We start from the raw sequence: 21392 nt of genomic DNA on the forward strand, positions 1-21392 counted from the left end.
CCTCTTTAGTTGTTGCCATGACTGCCGCCGCGGCCGACGAACTGCACACCATCATCGACCTGATCCGCTACGGCACCAGCCGTTTCAATGCAGCCGGTCTGACCTTCGGCCATAGCTACGACAATGCGCTGGACGAGGCCACCCAGCTGGTCCTGCACAGCCTGCATCTGCCGCACGATCTGGGCCCTGCCTATGGCCAGGCGCGCCTGCTGCGCTCGGAAAAGGAGCAGGTGCTGGGCTTGTTCGAGCGCCGCATCCACGAGCGCGTGCCGGCGGCGTACCTGACCGGCGAGGCCTGGTTCGCCGGGCTGAGCTTCAAGAGCGATGCGCGCGCGCTGGTGCCGCGTTCGCCGATCGCCGAGCTGATCGAGGCCGGCTTCGAGCCCTGGCTGGGCGGCCGCGAAGTCACCCGCGCGCTGGACCTGTGCACCGGTTCGGGCTGCATCGCGATCGCCATGGGCCACTACAACCCGCAGTGGGACGTGGACGGCGTGGACATCAGCGACGACGCGCTGGCACTGGCTGCCGAAAACAAGGCGCGCCTGCTTGCCGACAATGTCACCCTGCTCAAGTCGGACCTGTTCGCCGGGCTGGGGGGCCGCCAGTACGACCTGATCGTCACCAATCCGCCGTACGTCACCAACGACGAAACCGACGCACTGCCGCAGGAGTATTCCTACGAGCCGGAGCTGGGTCTGCGTGCCGGCGACGACGGCCTGGATCTGGTGCTGAAGATCCTGCGCGATGCGCCGCAGCACCTCAGCGAAGATGGCCTGCTGATCTGCGAAGTGGGCGAGTCCGAGCAGCACCTGATCAAGCTGCTGCCGGAAGTGGATCTGGCCTGGGTCGAGTTCAAGGTCGGGCAGATGGGTATCTTCGCGGTCGAATGCCGCGAGCTGATCGCGCACGGCGCGCGCATCGCCGAGCTGGCCAGTGCGCGCTGAGTCGTCCATCGCGCGGCCGCAGCTGAGCGATCTGCTGTTGCTGGTGCCGGTGTCCATCTTCGGCGTCGGCATTCCGCTCGGTTTGGTCGACGTGGTGTACCGCCTGTTCGACCCGATGTACGGCGGTCCCTCGCCACAGCGCTGGTTGAGCGCGGGGGCGGAGATCGGCTTCGGCCTGATGGCGTTTTTCGGCCTGGTATCGGCGTGGATCGTGGTGGTCAGTTCGGATGCGGCCTTGCGCGCGCACCGGCGCCGCACGCTCATCGTGGCACTCGGCCTGCTGGTCGGAATCGGCGTTGCGCTGTACCTGCTCGCCGATTGGCTGCTCAGTGGGCGCGACAGGCTGGATGCATTTGTACTGGTGTTCAGCGGCCTGTTGGCGGTGGCGCCGTTGCTGGTGGCGGCACGTCACCTGCCGCGCATCCTGCGCGCCACGCCACCTGCTGCACTGTTGAGAGGATGCCGTCATGGGCAGTAACAGTTTCGGCCGCCTGTTGACGGTCACCACCTTCGGCGAGTCGCACGGGCCGGCGATCGGCTGCGTGGTCGACGGTTGCCCGCCGGGCCTGGAGATCGCACCGGAAGAATTCACCCACGATCTGCAGCGGCGTGCATCCGGCAAGAGCCGGCACACCTCGGCACGCCGCGAGGCCGACGAGATCGAGATCCTGTCCGGCGTCTATGAAGGCCGCACCACCGGCACGCCGATCGGCCTGCTGATCCGCAACACCGATCAGCGCAGCAAGGACTACAGCAACATCGCCCAGCAGTTCCGTCCCGGGCACGCGGACTACACCTATTGGCAGAAGTACGGCATCCGCGATCCGCGTGGCGGTGGGCGCTCGTCCGCGCGCGAGACCACCATGCGCGTGGCCGCCGGGGTGATCGCCAAGAAATGGCTCAAGCAGCGCTACGGCGTGCTGGTGCGCGGATTTCTATCGCAGCTGGGCGAGATCCGCCCGACCGGTTTCGACTGGAATGCGGTCGAGGACAATCCGTTTTTCTGGCCGCATACCGAGCAGGTGCCCGAGCTGGAAACCTATATGGACGCGCTGCGCAAGTCCGGCGACTCGGTCGGCGCGCGCGTGGACGTGGTGGCCGGTGGCGTGCCGGCGGGCTGGGGCGAGCCGATCTACGGCAAGCTCGATGCCGAACTGGCCGCCGCCTTGATGAGCATCAATGCGGTCAAGGGCGTGGAGATCGGCGACGGCTTCGCCAGCGCCGCGCAGAAGGGCACCGAACACCGCGACCTGATCACTCCGGAAGGCTTTCTCAGCAATCATGCCGGCGGCATCCTGGGCGGCATTTCCACCGGCCAGGCGATCACCGCCTCGATGGTGCTCAAGCCGACCTCCAGCCTGCGCCTGCCCGGCGCGACCGTGGATGCGGACGGCGCGGTGGTCGATGTGATCACCACCGGCCGCCACGACCCCTGCGTCGGCATCCGCGCCACCCCGATCGCCGAGGCGATGATGGCATTGGTGCTGATGGACCAGGCCTTGCGTCATCGCGCCCAGTGCGGCGATGTCGGCGAGGTGGCGCCACGCATTCCCGGTCAGGCCGATGTCTGAGTCGCCACGCGCCAGGGTGTGGGTCAGCCAGCCGCTGTTCGACGATGTCGTCGCGCAGTTGGGCGAGCATTTCGAGCTGACCACCACCGCGCGCGTCACCACGTATTCGCCGGCCGAGCTGGCTGCGCGGCTGGCGTCGCTGGACGGTGCGCTGATCACCCTCAACGAGCGTATCGGCGCGGCGGAAATCGCTTCTGCGCCGCAACTGCGCGCGATCGCCAACGTCGGCGTGGGCTACAACAACCTGGATCTGGACGCGCTCAGCGCTGCCGGCATCCTGGCCAGCAACACCCCGGATGTATTGACCGAGACCACAGCCGATCTCGGCTTTGCCTTGCTGATGGCCACCGCGCGCCGCATCACCGAAGCCGAGCGCTGGCTGCGCGACGGGCAGTGGGGGCAGTGGTCGTTCAAGACCATGCTTGGTGCCGATCTCCACGGCAGCACGCTGGGCATCCTGGGCATGGGCCGGATCGGGCAGGGCATCGCCCGCCGCGGCGCGCACGGCTTCGGCATGCGCGTGCTGTACCACAATCGCAGCAAGCTGCCGGCCGCCACCGAACAGGCGCTCGGCGCGCAGTACGTGGACCGCAATACGTTGCTGGCGCAGGCCGATCACCTGGTGCTGGTGCTGCCGTACAGCAAGGATTCGCACCACATCATCGATGCCGCGGCGCTGGGCAAGATGCGCCCCACCGCCACGCTGGTGAATATCGCGCGCGGCGGCCTGGTCGATGAAATCGCGCTGGCCGATGCGCTCGCCAACGGGCGTCTGGCCGGTGCCGGCCTGGATGTCTACGAAGGCGAGCCGGCCGTCCGTCCCGAACTGCTGGCCCTGCGCAACGTCGTGCTCACCCCGCATATCGGCAGCGCCAGCCTGGCCACGCGCCGCGCGATGGTGCAGCTGGCGGTGGACAACCTGATTGCCGCGCTGGGCAAGGGTCCCAATGCCGGCCATCCGCCGAGCGCGCTGAATGCCGATGCGGTGGCTGCTGCCAAACAGGGCGGAGCGCGCGCTGGCGAAGCGACCAGCACCGGCGCCGGCGCCGGCAAAACCATCACGACCAAACGATAGGGAACCTCCGCGGCCAGCTTTGGAGGTTCCCCGAACCCACTGCGCAAGCGTGTTTCCCCTCTTTCCTTATTCGATAAAGACAATCTCATGAGCAACGAAAACCGTCGTTTCAACGTCGCGGTCGTGGGCGCCACCGGCGCTGTCGGCGAAACCATGCTGAGCATCCTGGCCGAGCGCAACTTCCCGGTCGCCACCCTGTACGCGCTGGCCTCTTCGCGTTCGGCCGGCGGGCAGGTGGAGTTCAACGGCGGCAAGGTCGATGTGCTGGATCTGGCCGATTTCGACCCCACCGGCGTGGACATCGCGCTGTTCTCCGCAGGCGGTAGCGTGTCCAAGGAGTACGGCCCCAAGTTCGCCGCCGCCGGCGCGGTGGTGATCGATAATTCCTCCGCGTTCCGCTACGACGACGACGTGCCGCTGGTGGTGTCGGAGGTCAATCCCGAAGCGCTGAAGCAGCGCCCGCGCGGCATCGTCGCCAACCCCAACTGCTCGACCATGCAGATGCTGGTCGCGCTGGGCCCGATCCACCGCAAGTACGGTATCGAGCGCATCAATGTGGCCACCTACCAGTCGGTCTCCGGCGGCGGGCGTTCGGCGATGGAAGAGCTGGGCAAGCAGACCAGCGAGCTGCTGAGCTTCCAGCAGATCGACCCGCAACGCTTCCCGGTGCAGATCGCCTTCAACCTGATTCCGCACATCGACGACTTCCAGGACAACGGCTACACCAAGGAAGAGATGAAGCTGGTCTGGGAGACGCGCAAGATCCTGGGCGACGACTCCATCCAGGTGAATCCCACCGCGGTGCGCGTGCCGGTGTTCTACGGTCACTCCGAAGCGGTGGCGATCGAAACCCGCGACAAGATCGGCGTCGAAGACGCGCGCGCGCTGCTGGCTGCATCGCCCGGCGTGGAAGTGGTGGACGAACGCAAGCCCGGCGGCTATCCGACGCCGGTCACGCATGCCTCCGGCAAGGACGCGGTGTTCGTCGGCCGTATCCGTGAGGACCTGTCGCATCCGCGCGGCCTGAATCTGTGGATCGTCTCGGACAACATCCGCAAGGGCGCCGCGCTCAACGCCGTGCAGCTGGCCGAGCTAGTCGCACAGGAAGGCTGATCATGGTACTTCCGTAGGAGCGCGCTGGCGCGCGACGGAGTTTCCCTGTGATGCCTCCTCGCGCGCAAGCGCGCTCCTGCCAATGCGTTGTCGATGGCCTGCTGCATGGATATCGCATCGAGGCATCGCGGCGGCATGTGCGCTCTGCGTCCGGTCGCCGACTTTTTCGCTCATGCAGCGGCTATATTGATGCCCATGAAACATAGGGGCGGGGGCGCGATGCGTCCGATACAAGGGATAGGTGCGCTGCTGCTGATGGCCTGCAGCGGCGCTGCCATGGCATTGGGCTTGGGCGATATCCGGGTGCTGTCCAGGCCCGGGCAGCCACTGGTGGCCGAGATTCCGGTCATCTCGAACGAGCCGGGCGAACTCGACAACGCACGCGTGGCGCTGGCATCGGCCACCACGTTCGCACGGGTCGGCCTGGAGCGCCCGCAGGGCCTGGTCAGCAACCTGCAATTCCAGTTCGCGCAGGACGCGCGCGGGCGTGCGGTGATCCGCGTGACCAGCAGCCAGGCCGTGGAGCAGCCGGCGATCAACTTCCTGATCGAGGTGGAGTGGGGCCAGGGCCGGCTGGTGCGCGAATACTCCGCACTGGTCGATGCGCCCAACACCGCCGCGGCGATTGCCGAGCCAGGCATCGAGGCGCCGCGCGCCGGGGCCAGCAACACCATCGCACGCGCGCCGGCCGCCGCGCCGGCCGCCAACGCCGAGCGCGCCGGGCAGCCAGCCGACACGGTGGCGCCCGGCGCACGTTCCAGCACACGCGCTGCCGCGCCGCTGCCGGCCGGCGATGCGTTGCCGGCGGTGCGCTCGGGCCAGACCTTGTCGGAGATCGCTGCCGCCGTGGCCCGTTCCAGCGGACATTCGCTCGACCAGACCATGCTGGCGCTGCTGCGTACCAACCCGGACGCCTTCATCGGCGGCAACATCAACCGGTTGAAGCAGGGCGCAGTGCTGCGCACCCCACAGGAAGATGCGTTGGCGCAGGTCGGCGCCGCCGAAGCGGCGGTGATGGTGCGCGAGCAGGCCGCGCAGTGGCGACAGGCGCGCTCGGCGATTCCGCAGCCGGCCGAGGCCGGCGCTGCCGCTGCAACGCCCGCGCCTGCCGCAGCTGCGACGTCGGCAGGTGCTGGCGCGCGGCTCGAGATCGCCCCTGCAGTGGCGAGTCAGACCAATACCGCCGGCGCTACGTCCGGTACCAGTGCCGAAGGCGAGGGCGACATGGCGGCCAACCAACAGTTGCAACAGGCCAGGGAAGACATCGCCACCCGCGATGCGGAACTGCAGGATCTGCGCACCCGCGTGGCCGATCTGGAAAAACTCAAGCAGCAACAACAAGCCCTGATCGCCATGAAGGACACCGACCTGGCGGCCGCGCAGAAGCGGCTGTCGCAGACGCCGGCCGCGGCTCAGCATGGCAGCGGGTTTCCGCTATGGCTGATCGGTGGCCTGGTGTTGATCGTCGCGGCGGTCGTCGCCTGGCTGGCGGCGCGCCGGCGCAAACCCTCGCCGCTGCCGCCGTTGCCGCGGCGTCAGTTCGATTTCGTGCCTGTCGGCGCTGCGGCAGACGCCGCCGAGCCGCAGGACGATGCGCAGGCCACTGTGCCCAGCGAGCACGATGTGCTGCACGAAGCCGAATTCGAGCAGGCCGATCTGCGCGAAAAAGAACGCGCCTATCAGACGCAGCAACCGCTGTCCGATGTGCTGCGTCGCGAGCCGCTGCTGTCCGAGTCTGTCGCAGCGCCGCCGGTGGTCGCCAGCGAGGATTGGCGCTCGTTGCGTGCAACGCCGCCAGCTCCTCCAGTCGTGCAGCCGGAGTTCGTTGCGCCGCAGGATTCGGTGCCGCAGCAGACGACGTCCGCGCACGCAGAACCGGAAGACGGCGAGCCGCAGCTTGCAGGCGCTGCATATGCCAGCAACGATCTCCCGCCGGGCGTGCCCTCCGCAGCTGTCGCCGCGCAGGACAGCCTGGATGTCGATCCGGCACCCGTTGCTCCCGTCGCTGCGCCCAGTGCGGTGACCAGCAGAGAGTTCATCTCGGCTGGGCGTGATCGTCTGGAACTGGCGGTTGCCTACATGGATCTCGGCGACAGGGACACCGCGCGTGGTCTGCTGCTGGAAGTCGCCGCAACCGGCGACGAGGCCACCCGCGCCGAGGCCGCCGAACTGCTGGAACGCCTGGCATGAGCCCTGCGCTGGACAGCATGGCCGCCGCACGCGAGCGCCGCATCGACTACGTGGAATTCGCCTCGCTCGATCTGGAGGCCAGCCGCGCCTTTTTCGAAGCCGTGTTCGCTTGGCAGTTTCAGGCCTATGGCCCGGATTATCTGGCCTTCAACGACGGCCGTCTGGACGGTGGCTTCTATCGCGCCATTGGCGCAGCGCCGGCAGACGCTGGCCCATTGGTCGTGCTGTATGCCGACGCGCTGGAGCCCATGGCCGAGCGCGTTCGCGCGGCCGGTGGCGAGATCGTCAAGCCGGTGTTCGGCTTTCCCGGCGGCAGCCGGTTTCATTTCCGCGAGCCGGGCGGTAATACGCTGGCGGTGTGGTCCGAGCGCGCGGTCAGCTAGTCCGCGCACGCTCCATCGATTCGACAACAGGCAGGTTCCGATGCGTTACGCGCTGGGCGTGGAGTACGACGGCAGCGAGTTCCAGGGCTGGCAGCAGTTGGGTGAACATGGCGGGCCGAGCGTACAGGCCAGCCTGCAGGCGGCGCTGTCCTCGGTGGCCGATGCCCCGGTGCAGGTGGTGTGCGCAGGCCGCACCGATGCCGGCGTGCACGGCGAATGCCAGGTGGTGCATTTCGACAGCGACGCGCACCGCGCGCCGCGTGGCTGGATGCTGGGCACCACCGCGCGCCTGCCGCCCTCGATCGCGGTGCGCTGGTGCGTGCCGGCCGCGGCCGACTTCCATGCGCGGTTTTCCGCACGCGCACGCCGCTACCGGTATCGCCTGCTCAATCGGCAGATACGCCCGGCGCTGTATCGTCAGACCTTGAGCTGGGAACGGCGCCCGCTGGATGCCGATGCCATGCACGCTGCCGCGCAGGCCTTGCTGGGCGAGAACGACTTCAGCGCATTCCGCAGCGTGCAATGCCAGGCCCTGCACGCACGCCGCAACCTGCAGGCCATCAGCGTGCACCGCATCGGCGAGGTGGTGGAGGTGCAGGTCCAGGCCAATGCATTCCTTCATCACATGGTGCGGAATATTGTTGGCTCGCTGATCCTGATCGGAACCGGGGAACAACCGGGCGACTGGATCGCGACGTTGCTGGCCGGCCGCGACCGCACGGTGGCCGGGCCGACAGCGCCGCCACAAGGCCTGGTCTTCATCGGGCCGTTGTATCCCGCAGAGTGGCATCTGCCCGCTGAGGTGACCCAATGAATCGATCGCTGTACCGCACCCGCATCAAGTTCTGTGGCATGACCCGCGCCGGTGATATCCGACTGGCCGGCGAGCTGGGTGTGGACGCGGTAGGTTTCATCTTTGCGCATGGCAGCCCGCGCCGCGTGGCGCCGGCCGAGGCGCGCGCGATGCGCCAAGCCACCGCGCCGATGGTCGATGTGGTAGCGCTGTTCCGCAACAATTCCAAGGAAGAAGTGCGTGAGGTGGTGCGCACGGTGCGCCCGACCTTGCTGCAGTTCCATGGCGAGGAAGACGACGCGTTCTGCCGCAGCTTCAACCTGCCGTATCTCAAGGCGGTGCCGATGGGCAGCGGCGGGACCAACGGCGAGGACGCCAACGCGCGGACCTTGCAGCTCGCCTATCCCAACACCGCCGGTTTCCTGTTCGACAGCCATGCGCCTGGCGCGGGCGGCGGTACCGGCAAGACCTTCGATTGGTCGCGCCTGCCCACCGGCCTGCATCGCCCGTTTCTGCTGGCCGGCGGCATCACCGCCGATAATGTGTTCGATGCGATCGTGGCAACGCTGCCGTGGGGCGTGGATGTGTCCAGCGGCGTGGAACTTGCGCCCGGCATCAAGGACGGCCACATGATGCGCAAGTTCGTCGAAGAGGTGCGCCGGGCCGATTGTCATGAGATGGGGTGAGTTGGGGAATCGGGAATCGGGATTGGGGAATCGGAGCGGGCAGTCTGCCTGGTTGTGTTGATTACTCTTGGGTTATCCAATTCCCGGTAATTGATTGCTTGGTCGTAGTTTCTCCGACCACCGAGCGTTCCAATCAGGCGCTTGCGGCATCCGTGGTGCGCTGCTGATCTTCTGAAAGTGCGCTACGCAACCAGCCGGCAAGCTGTTCGATGCGCGGGTCCGGGTTGCGCCTTGCGGCGCAGAGCACCCAGCGGCCGCGGGTTGGCGTGAAGCCCCACGGCGCCAGCAGGCGTCCGGCGGCCAGGTCTGCGGCAACCAGCGGTTGCGGTGCGATCGCCACGCCCAGGCCGGCGGCGGCCGCTTCCAGCAGGTAGACCAGATGTTCGAATTCGGTGCCGAAGCGCAGCGCGTCGGGCGCCAGGCCGTGGCTTTGCGCCCATTCCGGCCAGGCCTGCGGGCGCGAGCGGGTGTGCAGCAAGGCGTGATCGAGCAGGGCGGCAGGCGCTTTGCCGGCCAGCTGTGTCGCCGATGCCAGCTGCGGGCTCAGCACCGGACCGATCCACTCCACCCCCAGTTCGTGCACCTGCCAGTCGCCTGGCCATGGCGGGGTGTCCAGCAGCAGTGCCGCATCCAGGCCATCCAGGTCCGGGCCGGGCGCCTGCTCGTTGGCCGACAGGTGCAAGCGCACCTGCGGCAGATCCCGCTGCAGCCGGCCCAGCCGCGGGATGACCCAACGCGCGAGCAGGCTGCCCGAGCAGCCCAGCACCAGCGGCGCCTCGCTGGTGGGGCGGCGCAACGCGGCCCAGGTGTCGCCGATCAGCGCAAAGCCTTCGCCGGTCGCATCGCGCAGCCGGGCGCCGGCAGGCGTCAGCGCCAGGCCGCGGCCCTGGCGGGTAAACAGCGCCGCGCCCAGCGCCTGTTCCAGCGAGCGCATGTGCCGGCTGATGGCGCCATGGGTCACGTGCAACTCTTGCGCGGCCCGGCTGACGCTCTGCAAACGCGCGGCGGATTCGAACGCGCGCAGCGCTGCCAGTGGCGGAAGCAGTGTGCTCATATGTGAGTCCAGGTCACAGGTTGCAGCAATCTTATCGATTTATCGCGCGCCGTGGCTGCGCTACAGTAATGCCTCTTGTATGACCGCATCGCTGCAGAGGATTCCCATGTCGGCCCAGCCCATCAGTGACTTTCACGCCTATCCGGACGCTGCCGGCCACTTCGGCAAGTTCGGGGGCCGGTTCGTCGCCGAGACCTTGATCGGCCCGTTGCAGGAGCTGGCTGCCGCGTACGACCAGGCGCGCCAGGACCCGGCCTTCATTGCCGAGTACGACAAGGATCTCAAGCATTACGTCGGTCGGCCCAGCCCGATCTATCACGCCGAGCGCCTGAGCCGCGAAGTGGGTGGGGCGCAGATCCTGCTCAAGCGCGAGGACCTCAACCACACCGGCGCGCACAAGATCAACAACACCATCGGCCAGGCCCTGCTGGCCAGCCGCATGGGCAAGACCCGCATCATCGCCGAGACCGGCGCCGGCCAGCATGGCGTGGCCAGTGCCACGGTGGCCGCGCGGCTGGGCCTGGAGTGCGTGGTCTATATGGGCGCCACCGACATCGAGCGGCAGAAGATCAACGTCTACCGCATGAAGTTGTTGGGTGCCACGGTGATCCCGGTGACCTCCGGCTCGGCCACGCTCAAGGATGCGCTCAACGAGGCGATGCGCGACTGGGTCACCAACGTGCAGGACACCTTCTACATCATCGGCACCGTGGCCGGCCCGGATCCGTATCCGCGCATGGTGCGCGACTTCAACGCGATTGTCGGCCGCGAAGCGCGCGCGCAGATGCTGGAAGACTTCGGCCGCCTGCCGGATGCGATCAGCGCCTGCGTCGGCGGCGGCAGTAACGCGATCGGCCTGTTCCATGCCTTCCTCAACGACCCAGGCGTCAGGATCTACGGCGCCGAAGCGGCCGGCGACGGCATCGCCTCCGGCCGCCATGCGGCGTCGATCGCGGCCGGGCGCCCCGGTGTGCTGCATGGCAACCGCACCTATGTGATCTGCGACGACGACGGCCAAATCACCGAAACCCATTCGATCTCCGCCGGTCTGGATTACCCGGGCGTGGGCCCTGAGCATTCGTTTCTGTCCGACAGCGGCCGCGCGGTCTATCAGGGCATCACCGACGACGAAGCGATGGCCGCCTTCCACCTGCTGGCGCATACCGAAGGCATCCTGGCCGCACTCGAATCCAGCCATGCAGTGGCGCAGTCGATCAAGCTCGCGCGCGAGATGCCCAAGGACGCATTGATCCTGTGCAACCTGTCCGGCCGTGGCGACAAGGACGTGCACACCATCGCTGCGCGCGAAGGCGTGCAGGTCTGATGCCACTGCGGCGCGTCACCGTGACCGCGCTGGCCGACCAGCCAGGCGAACAGGAGCTGCTGCTCGCCTGGCTCGACCGCTGGGCGCCGCAGATCCGTACCTGCTCGGAGAACAGCGGCTGCGGCTGCTGCCTGGACAGTTTCGACCTCGAGGTCGAGGCCCAGGCATTGGCCGAACTGCCGCCTGCCATGTACCAGGACATCCATTGAAGCGGTCGTACCGCCTCTAAACTTTTGCAAGGTCTTTCAATGCGTCGTATCGACGAAACCTTCCAGCGCCTGCGCGCCGATGGCCGCAAGGCGCTCATCCCCTTCATCACTGCCGGCGACCCGTCGCTGGAAGCCACCGTGCCGGTCATGCATGCGCTGGTGCGTGCCGGTGCCGATGTCATCGAGCTCGGCGTGCCGTTTTCCGATCCCATGGCCGACGGCCCCACCATCCAGCGCAGTTCCGAGCGCGCGCTGGGCCGTGGTGCCGGCCTGGCCTACGTGCTGGAGGCGGTGCACGAATTTCGTCGTGAAGACGCCACCACGCCGGTGGTGTTGATGGGCTACCTCAACCCGATCGAGATCCACGGCACCCGGCGCTTCGCGCAAGCCGCTGTCGCTGCCGGAGTGGATGGCCTGCTCCTGGTCGACCTGCCGCCCGAAGAAGCGGCCGAGACCCGCGCCGTCTTCACCGAGGTCGGCCTAGCCCTGATTGCGCTGGCCTCGCCGACCACCAGCGAGCAGCGCCTGGACATGCTGTGCAGCAGTGCCCAGGGCTATCTGTACTACGTCAGCTTCGCCGGCGTCACCGGCGCCTCGAATCTGCTCGACACCCATGCCGCCAGCGACCGCCTGCGCCAGCTGCGTCGGCGTGCCGGGGCCCCGGTGGTGGCCGGTTTCGGCATCAAGGACGCTGCCAGCGCCGCCGCAATGGCCGTCGACGCCGAAGGTGTGGTGGTCGGCAGCGCCCTGGTCGCCGCGCTGGCCGAAGCTGCCGACGTCCGCAGCGCCCGCGAACGCGCCGAAGCCTTCCTGGTCCCGCTGCGCCAGGCACTGGATCGCTGATGCGCGCTACGATCAATACGTCATGCTGCAGGTTGCGCACGCGGCTGCATTGCATACCTTGACCCCGAAATTGGACTCAAGCTTGCAACTTCCGCCGCTAGCGCAACTACATTTCACTGCGGCAGAAGGGACCTGAATGGATTGGCTTGCCAGCAAGCCTAGTGCCATATTCTCAGTTGCAGAGCCAGTCATGGGGATCTGATAGCCATCGGGGACATCCATCGGTGCAACATAACCATACAGACGGATCCACACCGCATCGCGCCCGCTGGCGTCCACCGGAATGTCCAGGGTCTTTTTGAATGCAAGTAGATCCTTTCTGACGTCGGGGACCGACAGCAGGCGTGCATCGATCCGCGGCAAGCTTCTAACTTCGTCAGCACTGGCAAAGGTCGCACCTATTTGATCCTGCCGAACCGGGTACATCGCTGTGCTTCCACCACGGTTGCATTGTGTGCAGTCTGAGCTCATTGCACAGAAAGTCTGACCATTGGGAAGTAACGTGGGGCTGCATCCAGATCCTCCAGGACATGCGCAGGTCAGGATGGCGGTCGGACTGATTGCCCAGACACCTTTTTCCTGGGTAAACATGAACCAGCCAGTAGGTACCCTTATTGTCATCGAGCCATCTGGATTGATGTGCGACGTCGTCTTGCTTGGAAGCTGTGCGCTGGTCTCAGTTCCGCACATCTTTACTTGGGCTTGGCTGCTACCGATAACGGAGACCAGGAGTAAGAGAGCTGCAATGCATGCCGGTGTTTTCATGATCGATCCTTGTTCACTGAGGCTTCTAGGGGGCTTGTTTCGTTTGGGCGATACGCATTTAAGCAGGCGTATGGCTGCTGGAGCACTCCAGCCCCGATCCCTGGGCGCCAGGTCGCTAATATCATAATCGCGTTGCTTGTAAAAGCCTGTGCCGATCGGCGGCTGTCCGCTCGACTATCTTGCTGGTGTTTCGCCGCGTAGGTCTGCGAAAGCGTCGGGCGCCGGGCTGGTTTACACTCCGCATTCTGATGCCCCATAAGGGGTGCTTTTACGGAATCGAATGAGCTGGCTCAGCAAATTGATGCCCTCCGGCATCCGCACCGAGAACACCCCGGCCAAGAAGCGCAGCGTCCCCGAGGGCCTGTGGGAGAAGTGCAGCAACTGCGGCAGCGCGCTGTACGGCCCCGAGCTCGAGGAAAACCTCGAGGTGTGTCCCAAGTGCGGCCACCATATGGCCATCCGCGCGCGCGCGCGCCTGAATTCGCTGTTCGATCCCGACACCGCAACCACCGAGATCGCCGCCCAGCTGGGTCCGGTCGACGTGCTCAAGTTCAAGGACCAGAAGCGCTACGGCGAGCGCATCAAGGCCAGCCAGAAGAGCAGCGGCGAGTACGACGCGCTGATCGCCATGCGCGGCACGCTCAAGGGCAATCCGCTGGTGGCCGCCGCCTTCGACTTCGCCTTCATGGGCGGCTCGATGGGCTCGGTGGTCGGCGAGCGCTTCGCACGCGCGGCCGAAGTGGCGCTGGAAGTCGGCTGTCCGTTCGTGTGCTTCTCCGCCAGCGGTGGCGCACGCATGCAGGAAGGCCTGTTCTCGCTGATGCAGATGGCCAAGACATCCGCTGCGCTCGGTCGCCTGCGCGAGGCCGGCCTGCCGTACATCTCGGTGCTGACCCATCCCACCACCGGTGGCGTGTCGGCCTCGTTCGCGATGCTGGGGGATATCAATATCGCCGAGCCGCATGCGTTGATCGGCTTCGCCGGCCCGCGCGTGATCGAGCAAACCGTGCGCGAGACCTTGCCGGAAGGCTTCCAGCGTTCGGAGTTCCTGCTCGACCACGGTGCCATCGACCAGATCTGCGATCGTCGCGCAATGCGCGACCGCATCGCCGATCTGACCGCGATGATGATGCGTCAGCCGCATCCGCAGGACGCGGCTGCATGAGGCCGGTGGTTGCGCGCGCGCGCGACAACTTCGCACGCGCTGCTGCGTGTGCGCCCACCCGTAGGCAGGAACACCGCAACGCATGAGCAGTCGCAAGTATTTTGGAACCGACGGCATCCGCGGTCGGGTCGGGCAGGGCGTGATCTCGGCCGATTTCGTGCTGAGGCTGGGCAATGCGCTCGGTCGCGTGCTGACCCGTGGCCGTAGCAAGCGTCCGCTGGTGCTGATCGGCAAGGACACCCGGATTTCCGGCTACATGTTCGAAGCCGCACTGGAGGCCGGCCTGGTCGCCGCCGGCGCCGACGTGCAGCTGATCGGCCCGATGCCGACTCCGGCCATCGCCTTCCTGACCAACACCCTGCGCGCCGATGCCGGCGTGGTGATCAGCGCCTCGCACAATCCGCACTACGACAACGGCATCAAGTTCTTTTCCGCCGAAGGCGAGAAGCTCGATGACGCCACCGAAGCGTCGATCGAGGCCGCGCTGGACGAGCCGTTCCACACCGTGGAATCGGAGCGTCTGGGCAAGGCGATCCGCACCCGCGATGCGATCGGCCGTTACATCGAGTTCTGCAAGGCCAGCGTGGCGCGCGGGTTCACCCTGCATGGCCTGAAGATGGTGCTGGACTGCGCACACGGCGCGACGTATCACATCGCGCCGATGCTGTTCCGCGAGCTGGGTGCGGACGTGGTCGTCATCGGTGCCGCACCCGACGGGCTCAATATCAATGCCGGTGTCGGCTCCACCCATATCGACAATCTCGCCGCCAAGGTGCGCGAGAGCGGTGCACAGCTCGGCATCGCCTTCGATGGCGATGGTGATCGCGTGCTGATGGCCGACGACCAGGGCAACCCGGTCGATGGCGACGATCTGCTGTACGTGCTCGCGCGTTCCTGGCAGGCCAGCGGCCGGCTTACCGGCACCGTGGTCGGCACGTTGATGACCAACTACGGCCTGGAGCAGGCGCTGGCTGCATCGGACATCCCGTTCCAGCGTGCCAAGGTCGGCGACCGCTATGTGCACCAGGCCCTGGTCGAAGGTGGCGGCACGCTGGGCGGCGAAACCTCCGGCCATCTGCTGTGTCTGGATCGCGCCACAACAGGCGATGGGATCGTCAGTGCGTTGCAGGTGCTCGAGGCGCTGGGGCGCGATGGACAGAGCCTGCGCCAGGCACTGGGCAGTCTGAGCAAGGTGCCGCAGAAGACCGTCAATGTGCGGCTGGACGGCGGTGCCGCCAAGGCGATTGTCGAGGCCGCCGGCGTGCAGCAGGCGCTACAGCAGGCGCAGACCGCCGTGCAGGGCCGTGGGCGTGCGTTCCTGCGTCCTTCCGGCACCGAGCCGGTGGTGCGCGTGACCGTGGAGGCCGACGACGCCGGTCTGATGCAGGACACGCTCGACCGTCTCTCCGGAGCCGTGCGTGACGCGGCGTGAGTCGCTGATCATTGGTGTCTGCGTGGTCTTTGCCAAGGCCGCGACGTTCTACCTGCTGTATCGCCTGCTGTCCTGAGCGGCAGGCTTTCCTTTTGACTTCCCGACTTCAACTGCAGATATCCGTATGAGCGCCCGCATCCCGACCCTGGACATCACCCGTTTCGACAGCGACCGCGACGCTTTCGTCGCCGAGCTCGGTGCGGCCTATCGGCAGTGGGGCTTTGCCGGCATCCGCAACCACGGCATCGCGCAAGCCGATATCGACGCGGCGTATGACGTGTTCAAGGCGTTCTTCGCGCTGCCTGAGCAGGTCAAGCGTCGCTATCACGTCGAAGGCAGCGGCGGTGCGCGCGGCTATACCGCGTTCGGCGTGGAGACCGCCAAGGATTCCAAGCATTTCGACCTGAAGGAGTTCTGGCACATCGGCCGCGAGATCACGGACGATTCGCCGTACCGCGCGGTGATGTCGCCGAACCTGTGGCCCGAAGAGGTGCCCGGTTTCCGTGAGCGCGGCTATCGCCTGTACCAGCAGCTGGACCAGCTGGGCTCGCGCGTGCTGTCGGCGCTGGCGCTGCATATCGGCCTGCCGCAGGACTACTTTGTCGACAAGACCAACAACGGCAATTCGATCCTGCGGCCGATCCACTACCCGCCGATCACCAGCGACGACATTCCCAACGTGCGCGCCGGGGCGCACGGCGACATCAATTTCATCACCTTGCTGGTCGGTGCCAGCGCGGCCGGGCTGGAAGTACGCTCCAACGACGGCGAGTGGGTGCCGTTCACTGCCGATGCCGACACCATCGTGGTCAACATCGGCGACATGCTGCAGCGCCTGACCAACCACGTGTATCCGTCCACCATCCACCGGGTGGTCAATCCGCCGGGCGAACAGGCGCGCAAGCCGCGCTATTCGGTGCCGTTCTTCCTGCACCCCAATCCGGATTTCCTGATCGACGTGCTGCCTTCGTGCATCACCGCCGACAATCCGAGCCGCTATCCCGAGCCGATCACCGCGCACGGTTTTCTGGAAGAACGTCTGCGCGAAATCAAGCTGAAATGATACGTTCGCAGCGACCAGCCCGTGCAGCAGCTGCGCTTACAGCAGAAGCAATGACCGCTGGCACAGTTTGATTCATGAAGCTCTGTTCGCGTCTGGTTAAAGCTTGCATTCACCTCAGCCGATAACCCAGTCTGATCGCTAGCGCGACGTCGGATTCGCCTGGCGCCGCTGCCGATTGCATTAGAGCTCGGGGGGCGCATGAGGACGCAGTGGTTCAAACGGATCGGCCCGGTTGCGGGGTTGCTGGCGTCCTGCGCCGCAAGCTGCGCATCGGCAACGCCGATCAGCGTGACCGTGGTCGATGGCAACGGCATGTTGGTCGATGCGGTGGTGAGTCTGGAGCCGGCTCGTGCGGTTGCCGCCGGGGCGCCCAGGACCGTGGAGATGGACCAGGTCAATTCGCAGTTCGTGCCTGCCGTGCTGGCGGTGCGCACCGGCACCCTGGTGCGGTTTCCCAACAGCGACCAGATTCGCCATCAGGTCTATTCGTTCTCAGCCGCAAAGCGGTTCGAGTTGCCGCTGTTCCAGGGCAGCACTGCGGCCCCGGTGCGCTTCGACCAGGCTGGTCTGGTAACGTTGGGCTGCAATATCCATGACTGGATGCTGGGCTATATCGTGGTGATGGACACGCCGTATTTCGGCAAGACCGGCAGCGACGGTCGGGTGCAGCTGGATGCGCCGGCAGGCAGCTACACGCTGCGGGTCTGGCATCCGCGCATCAAGGGCGCCATGCTTGCCGAGCCTGTGGCGCTTGCGCGCGAGGCTGTGCAACGGCGCGTGACCTTGCAGACCACCGGCGCCGCGCCAGCGGTGCCACCGGATGCGCGCGTGCGTGCGCTGCAGGACAAGTTCCGTCGCGCCGACCCGAAGACGCCGAAGCCATGAAGGCCATGCGCCTGCATACCCGGATCGCGGCCTTTCTGGTGCTGGTCGTGCTCGCCACGCAGGCATTGACCTTCATCGCGGTGCAGGTCGCCACCGAGCGCAGCGTCAAGGCGCAGCTCGACGAGGAATTGCGGATCGGCGAGCGCGTCTGGCAACGCATCAATCTGCGCCGCGACGAACAGCTGATGCAGTCGGCCTCGGTGCTGGCCGACGATTTCGGTTTTCGCGCCGCCGTGGCCAGCGGCGATGTGCCAACCATGCAATCGGCATTGCGCAATCACGCGGCGCGCATGTCGGCCCAGACCGCGCTACTGCTGGCGCCGGATGGCGAATTCTTGACCGGGCTCGCCGATCTGCCGCAAGCCGAGCAGCTGCGTGCGGTGCAGACCCTGCTGCAGCAGGCGCAGCGCGATGGGCACGCGGTCGGCGTGGTCGCATTGGACCGACGCATCGTGCGGCTGGCGGTGGTCCAGGTTCTGGCACCGAGCCGGGTAGGCTGGATCGCGATCGGCAACGAATCCGGCGACGGTCTCGCGCAGGATTTCCGTTCCACCACCGGGCTGGATGCGACCTTCTTCACCGATGGTCCGCCGGTGCGCGTGCTGGCCTCCACCCTGGAGCCGGCGGCGCGCGCCGAATTTGCGCAGCAGTTGCCGGCCGCTCAACGCGCGCAGGGTGCGGCGGTTGCGTTGACCCTGGCCGAGTCGCGTTACCTGGTCAAACTGCGGTCGATCCAGGGCGACAGCCATGTGCGAGTCGCGCTGCAGGCCTCGCTGGATCGCGCGGTGGAGCCCTACCGCGTCCTCAGATTGCGCATCCTGCTGTTGGCCGGTCTGGCGACGGCTGCGGCGCTGGGTGTGGCGATCTTCCTGGCGCGCAGCGTCAGCCAGCCGGTCGCACAACTGGTACAGGCAGCACGGCGCATCCAACGCGGCGATTATCACACTGTGGTCCAGGTGCCACCCGGGCGCGAACTGGCCGAGTTGGCCGACAGCTTCGGGCGCATGCAGCAGCAGATCGCCAGTCGCGAGCAGCGCATCCTGCATCAGGCGCGCCACGATGCCTTGACCGGTCTGCCCAATCGCATCTGGTTGCTGGAGCGGCTGAAGGAGGTGGTGGACCAGACCGTGGCTTCCGGCGGCACGGCGGCGGTGTTGATCCTGGATCTGGAACGCTTCAAGGAGCTCAACGACAGCCTGGGCCACGATTTCGCCGATCAGATCCTGATCGAGGCGGGCCGCCGCCTTGCCGACGTGGTGCAGGAGCCCAATCTCGTCGGGCGACTGGGCAGCGACGAATTCATGGTGGTGGTGGCGCAGACCGACGTCACCACTGTGCAACAGGATGCGCAGCGCTTGCTGCTGCAGTTGCGCCGCCCGCTGGCGCTGCCGCAGGCGCGCATCCAGCTGGAAGCCAGCATCGGCATCGCCCTGATTCCCGAACACGGCGCCGATCCGGACACCCTGTTGCGCCGCGCCGACATCGCACGTCGCCAGGGCGGCAACGCCACCATCATCGGCGCCAGCGTGTATCGCCTGGGTCAGGACGAGCAGCATCTGCGCCGGTTGCGCCTGACCGGCGACCTGCGCCAGGCCATCGGCGGCAATGAGCTGACCTTGCGCTTTCAGCCCAAGATCTGCCTGCGCAACGATCGCGTCGAACAGGTGGAGGTGCTGGTGCGCTGGCACCATCCGGCGCTCGGGGCGATCGGCCCGGACGAATTCATTCCCTTGGCCGAGCACTCCGGCGTGATCCATCCCTTGACCCGCTTCGTGCTGGACGAGGCGCTACGCTGCCAGGCGCAATGGCGCAGGCAGGGGCTGGAGCTGGGCATGGCGATCAATCTCTCCGCACTGGATCTGTCCGACCCCGGTTTGCCGGATTACGTGCGTGGCCGTCTGGAGCATCACGCGGTGCCGGCGCAGTCGGTCACGCTGGAACTGACCGAAAGCGCCTTGATGCGCGATGTCGAGTCCGCCCTGCACATGCTGCATCAGCTGCGCAGCGTCGGCGTACGTCTGTCCATCGACGACTTCGGCACCGGCTACTCCTCATTGGCGCAACTCAAGCGCATGCCGGTGGACGAATTGAAGATCGACAAGAGCTTTGTCATGCAGCTGGCCGAAGGCACCGACGATGCGTTCATCGTGCGCAGCACGATCGATCTTGGCCATAACCTCGGCTTGAGCGTCATCGCCGAAGGCGTAGAGAGCGCCACCGCGCTGAGCCTGCTGCGCGGTTACGGCTGCGACATGGTGCAGGGCTATCTCTATTCGCCCGCATTGGAGGAAGTGCCGCTGATCGCCTGGTGCATGCGTCAACTCGATCTGGCGCCGACGGCGCAAGCAGGGATGCATTGATGCACAGGTGGCGAGGCACGCTGCTGTCTGCGGCATTGGCCGGGCTGGGCCTCGCACCCGCGGCGGCGATCGCAGGCGAGGGGCGCCTGCTCGCCACCGGTGGCGTGTCCATGATCGAAGGCAGCAGCGGTGGCGGCATCGTGCCGTGGGCCACGCTGTCGGGATACGGCACCCGCGACGAACTGGGCAGCGTGCTGTTCGCCACGCATGTGGACAGCGGCGACTACCGGCTCGACGTGCAGGGTGCCGCGCTGACGGTCGGTAACCGGCTGGAACTTTCGCTGGCGCGGCAACGTCTGGATCTGGGTACCCTGCAGGATCGGCTGGGCCTGCCGTGGAATGCGCTCGGCCAGGATGTGTTCGGCGCCAAGCTGCGGGTCTACGGCGATCTGGTCTACGGACATGCGCCACAGGTCAGTGTGGGCGTGCAGTACAAGCGCCTGCGCGATGGCGCGTTGCCGCTGGCGATCGGCGCACGCGACGATCACGGCACCGACGTCTATGTCAGCGCCAGCCGTCTGTTCCTGCAGGCAGCGGGCGGCTATCAACTGCTGCTCAACGGCACGTTGCGCACGACCCGCGCCAATCAGACCGGCTTGCTCGGTTTCGGCGGCGATCGTCGCAACGCCCGTCGGCTGGTCGGCGAAGCCAGCGCCGCCGTCGTGCTGTCGCCGGCGTGGGTGGTCGGCGTGGAGTATCGCGACAAACCCGACAACCTCGGCTTCGCCCGCGAGCAGGCCTGGGGCGATGCATTCGTGGCCTGGTTTCCCAGCAAGCATGTGTCCCTGACCGCGGCATGGGCCGAGCTTGGCGACATCGCCACGCTCACCGACCAACGCGGCCCCTATCTTTCCCTGCAGGTGGCGTTCTGATGAATCGACGGCTGCGCTGGCCCTTGCTGTGCATGCTGGCGCTGATGAGTGCCTGCGCCATCACGCAGCCGCGCCCCACGCTCTACGACGAACTCGGCGGGCAGGCCGGTATCGAAGCGCTGGTGGAAACCATGCTGTCGCGCATCGCCGACGACCAGCGCATCGTCGACAAGTTCGCGCGCGTCAACATCGTGATGCTCAACGAGCGCCTGGTGCAGAAGTTCTGCCATGTCGCCGACGGCCCGTGCCCGGATACCGCCAAGTCGATGCAGCAGGCGCACGCGCACCTGGCCATTCGCGAAGGCGACTTCAACGCGCTGGTCGAGGATCTCAACTGGGCGATGGATCAGCGCAAGATTCCGCGCCGCACGCAGAACGGTCTGCTGGCGCGGCTGGCGGCCATGCACGGTGACATCGTCAATCACTGAGGGTGTCGCACCACTGCCGCGCGCAGTGATGGACGCGCGTGGTCGATCCTCATGACGGCAGCTTTCCACCCACGGACGACGACCTTGAGCGGGTCGTCCATGGCACCGGAAGTCCGCCCGCGACGTGTTGCCAGTCGCCCTGCGCTGCAGACAGGACCGAGGCCGCGGCCGGTATCGGCCGCGACCATCGCAATGGACGAGCTGGCTGCTGCAGACGGCGCGCAGTCACGGGCGTGT

21 protein-coding genes are annotated in these 21392 nt (G+C 66.6%); 19 read left to right on the forward strand and 2 right to left on the reverse strand.

All coding sequences use genetic code 11. The features are described from left to right. Positions 1-17: 17 nt before the first annotated feature. The 9 genes from prmB (at position 18) to FHT08_RS05570 (ending at position 8755) form a co-directional block, all read left to right on the forward strand. Positions 18-944, forward strand: coding sequence for a 50S ribosomal protein L3 N(5)-glutamine methyltransferase (gene prmB, locus FHT08_RS05530; protein WP_166774512.1), 927 nt, complete (start codon positions 18-20; stop codon positions 942-944). Further along, positions 934-1422, forward strand: a complete 489-nt coding sequence (locus tag FHT08_RS05535; RefSeq protein WP_166774513.1) for a hypothetical protein — start codon at positions 934-936, stop codon at positions 1420-1422. The genes prmB and FHT08_RS05535 overlap by 11 nt, the downstream gene beginning before the upstream one ends. Continuing rightward, positions 1412-2515, forward strand: coding sequence for a chorismate synthase (gene aroC, locus FHT08_RS05540; protein WP_166774514.1), 1104 nt, complete (start codon positions 1412-1414; stop codon positions 2513-2515). Before FHT08_RS05535 ends, aroC begins: the two co-directional genes overlap by 11 nt. Beyond that, positions 2508-3590 (forward strand): D-glycerate dehydrogenase, encoded by a 1083-nt coding sequence (locus FHT08_RS05545; RefSeq protein ID WP_166774515.1) that lies wholly within the window; start codon positions 2508-2510, stop codon positions 3588-3590. The genes aroC and FHT08_RS05545 overlap by 8 nt, the downstream gene beginning before the upstream one ends. 87 nt (positions 3591-3677) lie before the next feature. Next, a complete protein-coding gene (locus tag FHT08_RS05550) occupies positions 3678-4703 on the forward strand; it encodes an aspartate-semialdehyde dehydrogenase (protein ID WP_104536811.1) in 1026 nt (341 codons plus the stop codon). Positions 4704-4922: 219 nt separating this feature from the next. Next, the gene (locus FHT08_RS05555) at positions 4923-6893 is read left to right on the forward strand and encodes a FimV/HubP family polar landmark protein (RefSeq protein WP_166774516.1); all 1971 of its coding nucleotides are present in this window, start codon (positions 4923-4925) and stop codon (positions 6891-6893) included. Beyond that, positions 6890-7276 carry a VOC family protein gene (locus FHT08_RS05560; RefSeq protein ID WP_166774517.1) on the forward strand — a complete coding sequence of 129 codons (387 nt, stop codon included), beginning with the start codon at positions 6890-6892 and terminating at the stop codon, positions 7274-7276. The genes FHT08_RS05555 and FHT08_RS05560 overlap by 4 nt, the downstream gene beginning before the upstream one ends. A 40-nt stretch (positions 7277-7316) precedes the next feature. Then, entirely contained in the window at positions 7317-8090 is a 774-nt protein-coding gene (gene truA / locus FHT08_RS05565) for a tRNA pseudouridine(38-40) synthase TruA (protein ID WP_104536814.1), read from the forward strand. Beyond that, the gene (locus FHT08_RS05570; RefSeq protein WP_104536816.1) at positions 8087-8755 is read left to right on the forward strand and encodes a phosphoribosylanthranilate isomerase; all 669 of its coding nucleotides are present in this window, start codon (positions 8087-8089) and stop codon (positions 8753-8755) included. The genes truA and FHT08_RS05570 overlap by 4 nt, the downstream gene beginning before the upstream one ends. A 133-nt stretch (positions 8756-8888) precedes the next feature. On the opposite strand, the gene FHT08_RS05575 is transcribed toward FHT08_RS05570, so the two are convergent. Next, the gene (locus FHT08_RS05575; RefSeq protein ID WP_166774518.1) at positions 8889-9809 is read right to left on the reverse strand and encodes a LysR family transcriptional regulator; all 921 of its coding nucleotides are present in this window, start codon (positions 9807-9809) and stop codon (positions 8889-8891) included. Between the two features lie 106 nt (positions 9810-9915). Between FHT08_RS05575 and trpB the strand changes: the two genes are divergently transcribed. The 3 genes from trpB to trpA are packed head-to-tail and all read left to right on the forward strand — an operon-like array spanning position 9916 to position 12185. Further along, entirely contained in the window at positions 9916-11133 is a 1218-nt protein-coding gene (gene trpB, locus FHT08_RS05580; RefSeq protein WP_104536820.1) for a tryptophan synthase subunit beta, read from the forward strand. Then, positions 11133-11342, forward strand: a complete 210-nt coding sequence (locus tag FHT08_RS05585) for a hypothetical protein (protein ID WP_104536822.1) — start codon at positions 11133-11135, stop codon at positions 11340-11342. The genes trpB and FHT08_RS05585 overlap by 1 nt, the downstream gene beginning before the upstream one ends. A gap of 39 nt (positions 11343-11381) precedes the next feature. Then, entirely contained in the window at positions 11382-12185 is an 804-nt protein-coding gene (trpA, locus tag FHT08_RS05590; RefSeq protein ID WP_104536825.1) for a tryptophan synthase subunit alpha, read from the forward strand. A 12-nt stretch (positions 12186-12197) separates the two neighbouring features. Here trpA and FHT08_RS05595 read toward each other — a convergent pair whose 3' ends face one another. Beyond that, on the reverse strand, positions 12198-12950 hold the full coding sequence (locus tag FHT08_RS05595; RefSeq protein ID WP_146096297.1) for a hypothetical protein: 753 nt from the start codon (positions 12948-12950) through the stop codon (positions 12198-12200). Positions 12951-13230: 280 nt separating this feature from the next. Here FHT08_RS05595 and accD point away from each other — a divergent pair, with 280 nt between their 5' ends. The 7 genes from accD to FHT08_RS05630 all read left to right on the forward strand — a co-directional run bounded on the left by accD (position 13231) and on the right by FHT08_RS05630 (position 21155). Continuing rightward, positions 13231-14115 carry an acetyl-CoA carboxylase, carboxyltransferase subunit beta gene (accD, locus tag FHT08_RS05600; RefSeq protein WP_166774519.1) on the forward strand — a complete coding sequence of 295 codons (885 nt, stop codon included), beginning with the start codon at positions 13231-13233 and terminating at the stop codon, positions 14113-14115. A gap of 82 nt (positions 14116-14197) precedes the next feature. Next, a complete protein-coding gene (gene glmM, locus FHT08_RS05605) occupies positions 14198-15547 on the forward strand; it encodes a phosphoglucosamine mutase (protein WP_104536828.1) in 1350 nt (449 codons plus the stop codon). Positions 15548-15671: 124 nt separating this feature from the next. Continuing rightward, complete coding sequence (locus FHT08_RS05610; RefSeq protein ID WP_104536830.1) at positions 15672-16610, forward strand: 2-oxoglutarate and iron-dependent oxygenase domain-containing protein; 939 nt, start codon at positions 15672-15674, stop codon at positions 16608-16610. A 198-nt stretch (positions 16611-16808) separates the two neighbouring features. Then, the gene (locus FHT08_RS05615) at positions 16809-17495 is read left to right on the forward strand and encodes a methylamine utilization protein (protein WP_166774520.1); all 687 of its coding nucleotides are present in this window, start codon (positions 16809-16811) and stop codon (positions 17493-17495) included. Then, positions 17492-19855 carry an EAL domain-containing protein gene (locus FHT08_RS05620; RefSeq protein WP_166774521.1) on the forward strand — a complete coding sequence of 788 codons (2364 nt, stop codon included), beginning with the start codon at positions 17492-17494 and terminating at the stop codon, positions 19853-19855. The genes FHT08_RS05615 and FHT08_RS05620 overlap by 4 nt, the downstream gene beginning before the upstream one ends. Next, entirely contained in the window at positions 19855-20727 is an 873-nt protein-coding gene (locus FHT08_RS05625; RefSeq protein WP_166774522.1) for a DUF3034 family protein, read from the forward strand. Before FHT08_RS05620 ends, FHT08_RS05625 begins: the two co-directional genes overlap by 1 nt. Then, positions 20727-21155: a group 1 truncated hemoglobin gene (locus tag FHT08_RS05630; RefSeq protein WP_166774523.1), complete on the forward strand. Its 429-nt coding sequence runs from the start codon at positions 20727-20729 to the stop codon at positions 21153-21155. The genes FHT08_RS05625 and FHT08_RS05630 overlap by 1 nt, the downstream gene beginning before the upstream one ends. Positions 21156-21392: the final 237 nt, after the last annotated feature.

Origin of the sequence: Xanthomonas sp. CFBP 8151 (genome assembly GCF_011761885.1) — a bacterium.
In the GTDB taxonomy this organism is placed as follows: domain Bacteria; phylum Pseudomonadota; class Gammaproteobacteria; order Xanthomonadales; family Xanthomonadaceae; genus Xanthomonas; species Xanthomonas arboricola_B.

What these genes read in the sequence shown, in the direction of transcription:
- prmB (WP_166774512.1), top strand. Translation starts at nt 18, where the DNA reads ATGACTGCCGCCGCGGCCGACGAACTGCACACCATCATCGACCTGATC.
- aroC (WP_166774514.1), top strand. Translation starts at nt 1,412, where the DNA reads ATGGGCAGTAACAGTTTCGGCCGCCTGTTGACGGTCACCACCTTCGGC.
- FHT08_RS05545 (WP_166774515.1), top strand. Translation starts at nt 2,508, where the DNA reads ATGTCTGAGTCGCCACGCGCCAGGGTGTGGGTCAGCCAGCCGCTGTTC.
- FHT08_RS05550 (WP_104536811.1), top strand. Translation starts at nt 3,678, where the DNA reads ATGAGCAACGAAAACCGTCGTTTCAACGTCGCGGTCGTGGGCGCCACC.
- FHT08_RS05555 (WP_166774516.1), top strand. Translation starts at nt 4,923, where the DNA reads ATGCGTCCGATACAAGGGATAGGTGCGCTGCTGCTGATGGCCTGCAGC.
- FHT08_RS05560 (WP_166774517.1), top strand. Translation starts at nt 6,890, where the DNA reads ATGAGCCCTGCGCTGGACAGCATGGCCGCCGCACGCGAGCGCCGCATC.
- truA (WP_104536814.1), top strand. Translation starts at nt 7,317, where the DNA reads ATGCGTTACGCGCTGGGCGTGGAGTACGACGGCAGCGAGTTCCAGGGC.
- FHT08_RS05570 (WP_104536816.1), top strand. Translation starts at nt 8,087, where the DNA reads ATGAATCGATCGCTGTACCGCACCCGCATCAAGTTCTGTGGCATGACC.
- FHT08_RS05575 (WP_166774518.1), bottom strand. Translation starts at nt 9,809, where the DNA reads ATGAGCACACTGCTTCCGCCACTGGCAGCGCTGCGCGCGTTCGAATCC.
- trpB (WP_104536820.1), top strand. Translation starts at nt 9,916, where the DNA reads ATGTCGGCCCAGCCCATCAGTGACTTTCACGCCTATCCGGACGCTGCC.
- FHT08_RS05585 (WP_104536822.1), top strand. Translation starts at nt 11,133, where the DNA reads ATGCCACTGCGGCGCGTCACCGTGACCGCGCTGGCCGACCAGCCAGGC.
- trpA (WP_104536825.1), top strand. Translation starts at nt 11,382, where the DNA reads ATGCGTCGTATCGACGAAACCTTCCAGCGCCTGCGCGCCGATGGCCGC.
- FHT08_RS05595 (WP_146096297.1), bottom strand. Translation starts at nt 12,950, where the DNA reads ATGAAAACACCGGCATGCATTGCAGCTCTCTTACTCCTGGTCTCCGTT.
- accD (WP_166774519.1), top strand. Translation starts at nt 13,231, where the DNA reads ATGAGCTGGCTCAGCAAATTGATGCCCTCCGGCATCCGCACCGAGAAC.
- glmM (WP_104536828.1), top strand. Translation starts at nt 14,198, where the DNA reads ATGAGCAGTCGCAAGTATTTTGGAACCGACGGCATCCGCGGTCGGGTC.
- FHT08_RS05610 (WP_104536830.1), top strand. Translation starts at nt 15,672, where the DNA reads ATGAGCGCCCGCATCCCGACCCTGGACATCACCCGTTTCGACAGCGAC.
- FHT08_RS05615 (WP_166774520.1), top strand. Translation starts at nt 16,809, where the DNA reads ATGAGGACGCAGTGGTTCAAACGGATCGGCCCGGTTGCGGGGTTGCTG.
- FHT08_RS05620 (WP_166774521.1), top strand. Translation starts at nt 17,492, where the DNA reads ATGAAGGCCATGCGCCTGCATACCCGGATCGCGGCCTTTCTGGTGCTG.
- FHT08_RS05625 (WP_166774522.1), top strand. Translation starts at nt 19,855, where the DNA reads ATGCACAGGTGGCGAGGCACGCTGCTGTCTGCGGCATTGGCCGGGCTG.
- FHT08_RS05630 (WP_166774523.1), top strand. Translation starts at nt 20,727, where the DNA reads ATGAATCGACGGCTGCGCTGGCCCTTGCTGTGCATGCTGGCGCTGATG.